Origin of the sequence: Myxococcus vastator, from assembly GCF_010894475.1 — a bacterium.
In the GTDB taxonomy this organism is placed as follows: Bacteria; Myxococcota; Myxococcia; order Myxococcales; family Myxococcaceae; genus Myxococcus; species Myxococcus vastator.
Genome location: NZ_JAAIYB010000298.1, coordinates 1 through 10,700 on the forward strand (window position 1 = coordinate 1; position 10,700 = coordinate 10,700).

The 10,700-nt window shown below is 67.0% G+C and carries 11 protein-coding genes; 4 read left to right on the forward strand and 7 right to left on the reverse strand.

Going from position 1 to position 10,700, the window contains the following annotated elements; genetic code table 11:
• Window positions 1-96 precede the first annotated feature (96 nt).
• The 3 genes from G4D87_RS25300 to G4D87_RS25310 all read left to right on the forward strand — a co-directional run bounded on the left by G4D87_RS25300 (window position 97) and on the right by G4D87_RS25310 (window position 2,498).
• Window positions 97-915 carry a hypothetical protein gene (locus tag G4D87_RS25300; protein ID WP_240358592.1) on the forward strand — a complete coding sequence of 273 codons (819 nt, stop codon included), beginning with the start codon at window positions 97-99 and terminating at the stop codon, window positions 913-915.
• A gap of 113 nt (window positions 916-1,028) precedes the next feature.
• Entirely contained in the window at window positions 1,029-1,730 is a 702-nt protein-coding gene (locus tag G4D87_RS25305) for a DUF2490 domain-containing protein (RefSeq protein ID WP_240358593.1), read from the forward strand.
• Window positions 1,731-1,895: 165 nt separating this feature from the next.
• Window positions 1,896-2,498, forward strand: a complete 603-nt coding sequence (locus G4D87_RS25310) for a hypothetical protein (protein WP_205507715.1) — start codon at window positions 1,896-1,898, stop codon at window positions 2,496-2,498.
• 116 nt (window positions 2,499-2,614) lie between these two features.
• On the opposite strand, the gene G4D87_RS25315 is transcribed toward G4D87_RS25310, so the two are convergent.
• The 6 genes from G4D87_RS25315 to dps form a co-directional block, all read right to left on the reverse strand.
• Window positions 2,615-3,511 carry a CHAD domain-containing protein gene (locus G4D87_RS25315; protein WP_163784789.1) on the reverse strand — a complete coding sequence of 299 codons (897 nt, stop codon included), beginning with the start codon at window positions 3,509-3,511 and terminating at the stop codon, window positions 2,615-2,617.
• Window positions 3,512-4,042, reverse strand: coding sequence for an inorganic diphosphatase (locus G4D87_RS25320; RefSeq protein WP_163784791.1), 531 nt, complete (start codon window positions 4,040-4,042; stop codon window positions 3,512-3,514).
• 88 nt (window positions 4,043-4,130) lie between these two features.
• Window positions 4,131-5,579 carry a protein adenylyltransferase SelO gene (locus tag G4D87_RS25325; protein ID WP_163784793.1) on the reverse strand — a complete coding sequence of 483 codons (1,449 nt, stop codon included), beginning with the start codon at window positions 5,577-5,579 and terminating at the stop codon, window positions 4,131-4,133.
• A gap of 68 nt (window positions 5,580-5,647) precedes the next feature.
• Window positions 5,648-6,274 (reverse strand): glutathione S-transferase family protein, encoded by a 627-nt coding sequence (locus tag G4D87_RS25330; RefSeq protein ID WP_163784795.1) that lies wholly within the window; start codon window positions 6,272-6,274, stop codon window positions 5,648-5,650.
• The gene (locus G4D87_RS25335; RefSeq protein WP_163784811.1) at window positions 6,271-7,113 is read right to left on the reverse strand and encodes an SDR family oxidoreductase; all 843 of its coding nucleotides are present in this window, start codon (window positions 7,111-7,113) and stop codon (window positions 6,271-6,273) included. Before G4D87_RS25335 ends, G4D87_RS25330 begins: the two co-directional genes overlap by 4 nt.
• A 122-nt stretch (window positions 7,114-7,235) precedes the next feature.
• Window positions 7,236-7,787 (reverse strand): DNA starvation/stationary phase protection protein Dps, encoded by a 552-nt coding sequence (gene dps / locus G4D87_RS25340; RefSeq protein ID WP_163784797.1) that lies wholly within the window; start codon window positions 7,785-7,787, stop codon window positions 7,236-7,238.
• A gap of 116 nt (window positions 7,788-7,903) precedes the next feature.
• Between dps and G4D87_RS25345 the strand changes: the two genes are divergently transcribed.
• On the forward strand, window positions 7,904-8,377 hold the full coding sequence (locus tag G4D87_RS25345) for a DUF4442 domain-containing protein (RefSeq protein ID WP_240358594.1): 474 nt from the start codon (window positions 7,904-7,906) through the stop codon (window positions 8,375-8,377).
• A 1,466-nt stretch (window positions 8,378-9,843) separates the two neighbouring features.
• Here the strand turns inward: G4D87_RS25345 and G4D87_RS25350 are convergent.
• Window positions 9,844-10,239, reverse strand: a complete 396-nt coding sequence (locus G4D87_RS25350; protein ID WP_163784801.1) for a hypothetical protein — start codon at window positions 10,237-10,239, stop codon at window positions 9,844-9,846.
• Between the last annotated feature and the right edge of the window lie 461 nt (window positions 10,240-10,700).

The following is a 10,700-nucleotide window of genomic DNA, read 5'->3' on the forward strand; positions in this document are numbered from 1 at the left end:
GGCGGGAGGGCGGCCGCCTGGAGCGGATGTGGGTTGGCGCGAGGATGCCGCTCGCCATCTTTCTCCTGGGACGCGCATGACGACGGGAGGCATCCAATGAGATTTCGAGCGGGATGGTTGATGGCGGGCGCCGCTGCATTGACGCTGGGCACGGCGTGTGAAGAACGCGACCGGGGGACCCAGGGGCAGGCAAGTGGGCAGTCCGCGGTGAATGAACAGTTGGCGCAGGCGCAGCAGCGCACGGAGAGCGCCTTCGGCTCGGCCCGCCAGGCCCAAGAGCAGGCGAGCGAGAAGCAGGAGCAGGCCGCCAACGCCCAACAAGAGCTCCACGAGAAGCAGCAGGCGTATCAGGAGGCCCGGACCCAGGCGCATACGGCCTCGCAGGAAGCCCAGCAGGCCCAGCAGCGCGCTCAGCAGCAGGCGCAGCAGGCCCGGCAGGAGGCGCAGCAGGCCCAGCAGCAGGCGCAGCAGGCCCAGCAGCAGCAAAGCGAGACGCTGGCGCAGCAGAACCAGCAGGCCCGCCAGCAGACCGAGCAGCTTCGCCAGCAGTCGCAGCAGCCGGTGGCCGTGGCGCCCGCGCCCCAGGCGCAGCAGCAGCAGCAGCAGGGCACCGAGCAGCAAATCGTCGGTGAGGTGCTGAGCGCCAACGACGACGAGCTGTTGCTCAGCTCACAGGGCGAGCCGCAGCTGCGCCTCCAGATGTCGCCGCAGACGCAGGTCACGGTGGACGGGCGCCAGGCCAGCGCTGGGGACATCCAGGAGGGCAGCCAGGTCCGGGCCTCGTACCGGACCGACGCGCAGAGCGGGGAGCCCCAGGCGGTGCGCATCGAGGCGACCTCGCAGGTGCAGCCCACGGCGCCGGCCGCTCCGGAGAGTGGCCAGTCCACCCCGGGTTCCCAGCAGCCCACGCAGTAGGTGGCATGGGCCGTCCGTCCTTCCCCCACGGTGAAGGGCGGACGCGTCATCGTCAGTCAGGCTGCACTCGTGCTTTGACCCGTTGAGCCGGTGCGCGCGTCGTGCTCTAGGGCATGCGCATGATGCGTACGGCGACCTGGATTCCCCTCATCAGTCTGTTGCTCGTCATTCCCCTTCGCACCGTGGAGGCCCGGCCCGTCAGCGCGGAGGCCCAGCTCTGGTACACGGTGTCGGCGCAAGGGGACATCGGGGAGCACTTCCTCTACTACCTGGAAGCCCAGCCGCGCTTCGGCAAGGACGACGCCCGCGCCATCCTCCGCTCGGCGGCGGGGGTGCGGGTGGGCCAGGACCTGTCGCTGTGGCTGGGGCCGGCCTGGATTCCGCTGTGGCAGTGGGAGGGTGACCCGGCCCTGCGCCAGGGCGAAAGCCGCCTCTTCCAGCAGCTCCTCTACACGCCGAAGTTCGGCCGGGTGGCGAGCACGCTCCGCGCCCGCCTGGAGCAGCGCTTCCTGTCAGGCACGACGGAGGTCTCCCACCGTGCCCGCGTCATGCTGCGCGGGGCGCACCCCGTGGCCGCGGAGGGGCGGCTGTCGCTGATTGTCTGGGATGAGGTCTTCTACCACCTCAACTCGGTGACGAACGGCCCCAGCGCCGGCTTCGACATGAACCGCGCGTTCGTCGGTGCGGGCTGGAAGTTCGGAGACCACTCCTCCATCGAGGTGGGCTACCTCAACGTCTTCACGCGCAGGCCCTCTGAGCGGACCGACCAGCTCATCCACACGCTCTCCGTCTCCATGCCGTTCAATTACATGTAACGGAATGCGCTACAAAACGCGGGGACCGGGTCAGGACCGACGCGGCCTCCGCGCCTTGCACCTGTGTCGCGGTGGTTGTTGACACCGCGTTTCAGGAGCTTGGGTGTTGTCTGTTTATTCAGAATGCGCTGACATGCGTGGCCTCGTTCCCCCAAGGAGGTACACGTGAAGTCTCGTCTGGTCGTCATGCTGGCTGGGTTGTCGCTGGGGCTGTTCGCCGCGTGCGGGCCCGTGGAGTCGGAGCCGGAGCGGGTGGAGGTGGGGCAGTCCGAGGCGGAGGTTCAGCGCTATCTGTGTGGCGACGGTTTCTGTGACACCCTCAACGGGGAGAACGGCGACAACTGTCCCTGGGACTGCAACGTGCTCACGTGGTGCGGGGACGGGGTGTGCAACGGGCGCGAGACGAGTCGCACCTGCCCCGAGGACTGCGGCCTCATCCTCACCTACTGTGGTGATGGCATCTGCAACGGCAACGAGACCACCAACACCTGCCCCCAGGATTGCGGCCCCCTCACCTGGTGCGGCGACGGCATCTGCAACGGCTCGGAGACGACCGCGACCTGCGACTTCGACTGTGGCTCCCTCTGTGGCGACGGCGTCTGCAATGGCCTGGAGACGCCCCGGAGCTGCCGGGCGGACTGCAGCCTCATCCTCGCCTGCGGTGACGGCATCTGCGGTCCGGGCGAGGACGTCACGACGTGCTACGTCGACTGCTGCGTCGGCCCGCGCTGCCTGGATCCGAACCCGGACCCGGCCCCCTGGCCGTAATACACAGGTCCGCCACGCCTGGGCCTTCGCCTGGGCGTGGTGGGCGGGTCAGGTCGTTTCAACTGATTAGACAGACTGTGTGTCATTGGTCGTTTGCCACACACGCGCCGGGGCCTTCAGGTCAACATGCGGCGCAGGCGCTTGGGAATCTCCTCCGTGCGCCAGCGCTGGACCTCGCGGGCAATCTCCGCCGCGCGCTTCGTCCGCTCCTCCCGGACCAGGGGGAGCAGCGCCCGCGCGGACTTGCGCTCGCGCGGCGCGGACTCCGCGGCCAGCCGCTCGAACAGCTCCAGCCTCACGTCGGCGTCATGCAGCTCGCCCAGGCCGTCCTGGAGCGGGACGAGCACCTCCAGCAGCGCGTCCAGGGTGCGGCGGAAGGCCGGCTGGAAGATTTCCAGCTCGTAGCGCAGCCGCTTCAGCTCCTTGCGCAGCTCGTGGGCGGACGCCGCGTCGGCCGCGTCCACGTACGTGTCGATTCGCCTCTGCACGCGCTTGAGGCGCTGGCGCAGCGAGTCCCGGACGCGGCGGCCGGCGAAGCGGTGCCCGTCATCCAGCCCGTCCAGCTTGCGCAAGAGCCGGGGCACCGTCTTGTCCACCCAGCGCTCCAGCTCCGCGTGCAGGCGCGTCTCGTGCGTCTCCAGCTCGGACAGCCGCTTCTTGCGCAGCGTTTGGATGCCGGCGCGCACCTGGGGCTTCTTGCTCGCCTTCCGGGCCACGCCCTCCAGCCACGCGGACTGGACGTGCACGTCGCGAACGCCCCCCAGCGCGTCCTGGATGCGCTTCACGTCGCGCTCCAGCTTCTTCAGGCCGCCCAGGGAGCGGAACACCTTGAGGGCGGCGCGAAGCCGCCGGGTGGCCACGCGCATGTCATGGACGGACTCGTCATCCACGGCGTCCTGGAAGCCGGCCTCTGGCTTGCGGACGTCCGCGAGCCGGCCCGCGAGGATGCGGCGCGCGGCGTCTCCCAGTCGGCTGTCGGGCCCGAGTCCTCGGATGGGCGTGGGGTGAGCCATCTATTCCTCCATACGTGCGTGTTGGCGGAGCATCCGCTCGACACCCTCCGGCCCCTCCCAGCCCAGGATGCGCGCGTCCTTGTCCTCGAAGCGCACGGCGGCGAGGAAGAAGTGCTCCAGCTCCTCTCGCTCGCGCCGTGGCAGTTGCTGGGAGTCCGTCAGGTGTCCGGCGCGGGACGGAGTGACGGGGACCGCGAGGATGCGGTCATTGCGCTCGCGTCCACCGTCGCCCGTGTTCTGCTCCACCTGGAGCACGCCGAGCGCGCGGCAGGGCAGCACCACGCCGGGAAAGCTCGCGTCGTCCCAGTACACCATGGCATCCAGCGGGTCCCCATCCGGCCCCTGGGTGGAGGGGATGAAGCCCCAGTCGAAGGGATAGCTCAGGCCCCTGGGAAGGGGCCGTGAGAGGCTGAAGGCCTTGAGCGCCGTGTCGTACTTGAGCTTCAGCGTGGAGCCTCGGGGAGACTCGACGACGACGTGAAAGGCGCCGTCTTTCCCTCGCAGGGGCAACCGGGTGAGGTCTGTCACCATGGACAGCAAAGGTTGGGCCTGCCGTGGGTTCCGGCAAGCGCGCCCGGGCGGAAGCTTCGCCTCTTCAACCTTCGCCCGTGGCGCGGCCTCAGGAGCTGCAGCTCACCTCGAGGTGCCGGCCCCAGGCGGGTGGCGCCGCCGCGTAGGACTCCGCGTCGGGGTGCTCGGCGAACGGGTCCGACAGCACGCCGAGCAGCCGGTCCACGAGCGAGAAGTCCCCGGCCTCCGCGCGGGAAATCGCCTCCTGCGCCACCCAGTTGCGCAGCACGTACCTGGGGTTCACCCGGGCCATGCGCGCGTGGCGCTCGGCGTCCACGCTGCCCTCGGCGGCCAGCCGCGCCCGGTAGCGCCCGGCCCAGGCGTCGAAGCCCTCGGGGGCGGGGAACATGTCACGCACGGGACGGGCGTCCGAGTCCAGCGCGCGGAAGAAGCGCGTGTAGTCCACGGGGGCCTCGGCCATGCGGGCGAACAAGTCGCTCACCAGCTCGCGGTCCTCGTCGCGCGCCTCCCGCAGGCCCAGCTTCGCGCGCATCCGGTCCATGAAGTGCGCGTTGAAGGCGGGCTGGTAGGTGGCCAGCGCCGCGCGGGCCTCGTCCTCCGAGATGAGGGTGAGCAGCGCCTCGCCCAGGCACGCGAGGTTCCACAGGCCGATGCGCGGCTGCTGGTCGAACGCGTAGCGGCCCCGGTCGTCGGAGTGATTGCAGATGAAGCCCGGCTCGAAGTCGTCCAGGAAGCCGAAGGGCCCGTAGTCCAGCGTGAGGCCCAGGATGGACATGTTGTCCGTGTTCATCACCCCGTGCGCGAAGCCCACCGCCTGCCACTGCGCCATCAGCCGCGCCGTGCGCTCCACCACCTCCGTGTAGAAGCGCGCGTAGCGGCCCTCCTGGCCCGCCAGGTGCGGGAAGTGCTCGGCGATGACGTGGTCGGCCAGCGTGGCCACGTGCTCACGCTGTTCGGTGTAGTGGAAGAACTCGAAGGTGCCGAAGCGCACGTGCGAGGGCGCCATGCGCACCAGCATCGCGCCCGTCTCCACCGTCTCGCGGTACACCGGCGCCTGGCTGCCGAGGATGCCCAGGCCCCGCGTGGTGGGGATGCCCAGGCCGTGCAGGGCCTCACCGCACAGGTACTCACGGATGGTGGAGCGCAGCACCGCGCGTCCGTCGCCCCCGCGCGAGAAGGGCGTGGGGCCGCCGCCCTTGAGGTGCAGGTCCCACTTCTCACCGGCGGCGTTGCGGACCTCTCCGAGCAGCAGGGCGCGGCCGTCTCCCAGCCGGGGCACGTACACGCCGAACTGGTGCCCCGCGTACACCATGGCGAAGGGCTCCATGCCCGGCAGGGGCGCTTCGCCGCCCATCGCCGCGACGAACTCCGGCCGCCGCGCTTCCTCGGGCGTCAGGTCCAGGAGCTTCAAGGCGGCGGGGTTGACGCTCACCAGCTTCGCGTCCGGGAAGGGACTGGGGTGGACGCGCGCGCCAAACCCAGCGGGCAGGCGGGCGTAGGTGTTGTCGAAGCGGAGCTGTTCGAGCGTGGTGGCCATGACGGGGGAGAACACACGAAAGCGCGGCGGCCATCCAGCCACCGCGCTTCCAGGGAAGCTGCGTGGGACTACTTGAGCTCGGGGACCTTCATGCCGCGCTCCACGGCGGGACGGCTGCCCACACGGTGGAGCCACTGCACGACGTTGCTGGAGCCCTGGAGCAGCTCGGGGAAGTACGCGCGGGTGCCGGCCACCCAGGGGTACAGGGCGATGTCCGCGATGGAGTAGCGGCCCGCGACGTAGTCCCCCCCGCCCAGCTTTCCGTCAAGCACGCCGATGAGCCGCCGGGACTCGGCGTGGTAGCGCTCGATACCGTAGGGGACCTTCTTGGGGGCGAAGCGGGCGAAGTGGTTGAGCTGGCCGAACATGGGGCCCACGCCGCCCATCTGGAACATCAGCCACTCCAGCACCTCCGCCCGGCCGCGCGGGTGGGAGGGCAGGAGCTGGCCCGTCTTCTCCGCCAGGTAGATGAGGATGGCGCCGGATTCGATGACGGTGAGCGGGCGGTGGTCCAGCGCCGCGTGGTCCACGATGGCCGGAATCTTGTTGTTGGGGTTGATGGCCAGGAACTCGGGCTTGAACTGCTCACCCTTCGTGATGTCCACCACGTGCGTCTTGTACTGGAGGCCCAGCTCCTCCAGGGCGATGGAGACCTTCTGCCCGTTGGGCGTTGCGAACGTGTACAGGTCAATCATTCCGTGACTCCCGTGAGCTGCGCGCTCACCTGCCAGAGCCGCTCCGCGAGCGCGTCGTTCCGCGCGGCGGAGGACGGCTTCTTCGGACGGCATTTGTAGAAGTACTGCCCGGACACTGCTTCCACTTCGGGCGAGGACGCCAGGTAGATGGACGTCCGCGCTCCCTTCTCCGCCGAAAGCATGAACGCCGCGCCCAGCTTGACGATGTGGCGGAAGAACCCCTGGGTGTTGTGACCGAAGCCCGTGCGCACCACGCCCGGGTGCAGGGCGTTGGCCGTCACCTGCGTGCCCTCCAGCCGCTTCGCCAGCGCGCGGGTGAACAGGATGTTGGCCAGCTTCGACGTGCCGTACACGCGGAAGCCGATGAAGCTCCGCTCGCTCTGCAGGTCATCGAAGTCGAGCTTGCCCGCGGCGTGGGCATCCGACGAGACGTTGATGATGCGGGCCGGGCCGGTGGCCTTCATCACGTCCAGCAGCAGGTTCGTCAGGAGGAAGGGCGCGAAGTGGTTGGTGGCCAGGGTGGCCTCCAGTCCGTCCTCCGTCACCTGGCGCTGGTCCAGGATGAGCCCCGCGTTGTTCAGCAGCACGTCCAGCCGCGGGTAGCGGGAGCGGAAGCGCTCCGCCAGCGCCCGCACGGACTTCAGGGAGGTGAGGTCGGCGCGGAGCCAGTCCACCTGGGCGCTGGGGGCGGCCTCCTTCACGGCGGCCACGGCGGCCTCGGTGCGGCCCGCGTCCCGTCCCACCAGCACCACCGTGGCGCCCATGCGCGCGAGCGCCTTGGCGGCCTCCAGGCCAATGCCACCCGTGGCCCCGGTGATGAGGCACACCTTCCCGTCCATGCGCGTCTGTGAAGTCAAAAGGCGTCCTCCATCGTGAGAGGACGCCTTCTATACGCTGGAGCCCGCCCGCGCGCTTGCTCTTGAGCAGGCCCGCGGGGGTCTTCCAGTGGTCAACGCTCCGCTCAGGCGTTGGACGGGGGGGTGGAGGCGTCCTGGGCGCGGACGTCACCGCCGCGGCGCACCCCCGCGCGAGGCTCACCGTGCAGGTGGCTCTCCAGGAACCACAGGTCCAGCTCGACCTCGCCCAGCGTCTGGGTGAGCAGGTCCGCGGTGACGGGGTCGTTCAGCTCGTCGGAGCGGTGGATGCCGCTGCGGATGCTGGCCCCATAGCGGGCGAAGCGGTCCACCAGGGCCTTGAGGTGGTCGTCACCGTCCACGGCCTTCAGGTCGTATTCGGGCAGCTCGCTGTTCTTGGCCGCCAGCCGGATGGTGCCCTCGGCGTAGCCGCCCAGCGTGCCCGCGCGCTCGGCGAACTCGTCGGCTTGCTTGCGGACGTGCTTGGCCAGGTCGTCGAACAGCTCGTGGCGGCTGTAGAAGTGCCGGCCGCGGATGTTCCAGTGCGCTTGCTTGATTTGCCAATGCAGGTCGATGGCGTCGGCCAGCAGGGTGTTGAGCGAATCGATGAGCTCTTCACGGGCGTCGGTGGGGAGATTGACATGGCTTGGAAAGTTCATGGTCATCCCAAGGTGGGGATTCCTTCCGGGAATGCCAGTCCGTGCGTGACGCCTGGGGGGCAGGCGGCCGGGCTCCCGGCCGGTATGATGGGTGGACCATGCTTGCTCTCGACCTCGTGGAACGGCTGCGTCAGGTGTCCCCCAGCGCGGCGAACGCGCTGCTGACGGTGGCGGTGAAGAACATCATCCCGCTGTCCTCGGTGATGGGCGTCCGGGTGGAGGACGCCTCGGATGCCCGGGCGAAGGTGTCCGTGCCGCTGAAGCGGCGCACGCGCAACCACGTGGGCAGCGTGTACCTGGGCGTGCAGGTGACGGTGATGGAGCTGACGATGGGCGTGTGGCTCTTCCGCCGCTTCCCGCCGGGCCGCTACCTGGCGCTGGTGAACGAGCTCCAGGTGTCCTTCCACGCGAAGGCCAAGGGCGGCGTGCGCGCCATCTGCGAGCCGCCTCCCGAGGTGTTCAACACCCTGGACGCCACGCTCCAGCAGAAGGGGGACAAGGCCCGCGAGTGGATTCCCGTTCGCCTGGAGGACTTCGAGGGCACGCACATCGCGGATGCCCGCTTCCTGGCGGTGCTGAAGAAGGCCTGAGGCGGCGGGGCAGGACTAAGCAAAATCCTATAGCTGGTTGTCGCGTACGCCTGTTCAGGGGCTCAGAGGCACCCCTTTCGATGTCGTTTAGAAGGCCCTCTTAGCCGGTGAATCGGCCGGAGGGGTGGCTGTATCGTCGAGGCATTATCAAATACGTGAGGGCACATGAAGTTTCACGCTGGCTACTCCGTTTTCGACATGCACTTAGCTGTGAATGGGGCTTAGCTTTACTGCAAGCTGCTCTGCCAGTAATTCACGATAATCGGACAGAGAGACTGGTTGGTAGTGCGCGAGTGCATTCCGCATTAGGCGGGCTCTCTTTATGAGAGGGTGAAAGCGTTTGGTGGCTGTGTGGTGACTCTCTTTTAGAATGATTTCCAATGGGCCAAATTCTGTAGCCAGCGGATCTAGCTCCACTCGCGTGCGTTCATCCCCGGCAAATAGACGGCCTCCAAGGCGAAGTGGCCAGTCTTGACCACGTGTCGACGTCAGCTCTCGGCAGACTGAAATGCGTAGGTGGTCCAAATAGGGCAAGAGAAGTGCAGCTTGGCCGCGCCACATGCGATGCCGAAGGTCCAGATGTTTATCCAGCACGGCGAGCGCAGCAGCAGTAAACTCAACCCCGTGCTCGTCGCTTCCATGGACAGCTCCCATAGACCACGCCTGCCCCCAGTTGCCCACGAGTGTTGAGGCATCTGTGTTGCCGCCGCTTGCGCGACGGAGCCCCTGCCAGAGGGTGGCGAGTGGCGCTCGCGCGAGACCCAGTCCCTCCCCGTGCTGCCGCAATGCCGCAGTTAGCTCTGCTTCGGATTGGAGGACAGCATCCCAAAGGTGCGCAATCAGCCGAGTGTCGTAGCCCGCAATGTGCGGAAGCACTGCCTCGCGCCAACGAGCCGCTGCCCACTCTTCACTGGCATCCGTGCAGAGCTTGCATAGTAGGTGGATTTCGAGTGTTGAAAGATTGCGCCACCAAGCGTGAACCGCCAATCGTGTGTCGCTCGTGGCGTCACGCAATCTTCCTGGGCGTGTTGATGTCGCCAAAACCAGCACGTGCGCGCTTGTTGCAGGGTACAGTGTCCAGGTATGGAAATATTTGGCCCATATCTCCTGGGCGGATTGGGAGAGACGCTCCAAGCCAGACAGGAGAAAGACCGTGTCTGGTAGGCCTGTGGTGTCCTGTTCGGTCGCTCCTGGACGGAAAGCATCTTCATTGCTGACTGCGTGGCGGGCCAGAAATGCAGAAGGCTGTTCAGCCTCGGAGAATATCTCCAGCCCCACAGCCTGGACTCGTGGCCCCCTGCGTCGGCCAATTGCATCGTCTAGTAGTCGGCGGAGGCACTCGGATGCCAGTTGAGCGCCCGTTAACACAAGAAGATTTCGCCCTTGGATGCAATCGAGGGCCATAGTGTCAGCGAAGCGTCGGGCGCTTGGCAGTAGCATGAGGGCCTCAATGATCTGGGCCTCGTTCACGTAGGCAGGGCCTCCGCCACCCGGTGTTCTACCACTAGTTTCCTGTCCTTCAGTTCTAGGCACCCGAGGTTAAGAAGCAGTTGCAGGAGGGCATCTGTGTTGCCGATAAGTTCGGGTGCATTGCCTATGGCCGCTGCTAAGTCGGAGTCGAAACTAGTGCCCTGGACATCGCGGATAAGAGAGAGTACGTCGCGAACGTGGGGTAGACCCTCTAGTTCTAGGGATTGCCAGAACTGCTCGCCTAGCTGGCCGCGCGGTTTTAGTGATGCCTTGAGTTCTTCTGCTGCCTGCCTTCCATCATCATGTTTTCCTCCCTTGGTGAGGAGCCGTGCTGCGGCCTCTGCGTAAGTGTGTATTAGCCATGGCCAACCTCCGGTGACATCGTCAAGCACGTGCCGCCGGAAACGCTCCTCGGCGCGAAGCTCCAATTCGTCAAAAAGGCGGTCGACTGCGGGAAGCGTCCACCGTCTGAGGTGAATGACGCGCACAGCTTGGCGGGATGGGTGAGCAAGGCATGCCTGCGTCAGCCACTTCCACGCAGCCGAAGGTCGCATTACGAAAAGTGGCCGGATCCATCCACCCGTTATCGGCTTCAAACCCCCACATAGTAGTTCTGCCTCGTCGACGAGTTCGCCGCTGGCCGCCTGTTGGGCTGTGAGTTCGGCCCAGTAGATGCGCCCTCCAACATTTCCTCTCGCTGCCGACTCGGATTTGAACCACGCGGTAAGGGCCCGATCAGAAATTACTTATCCGAATTGGGCTTGAGGACGTAGTTCCAGTCCCCATGAAAGTCTGAGCGGACGAGGCGGAGTTGATGCATGGCTGCCTGAGAGACGCTGACTCCCGTGCGGTA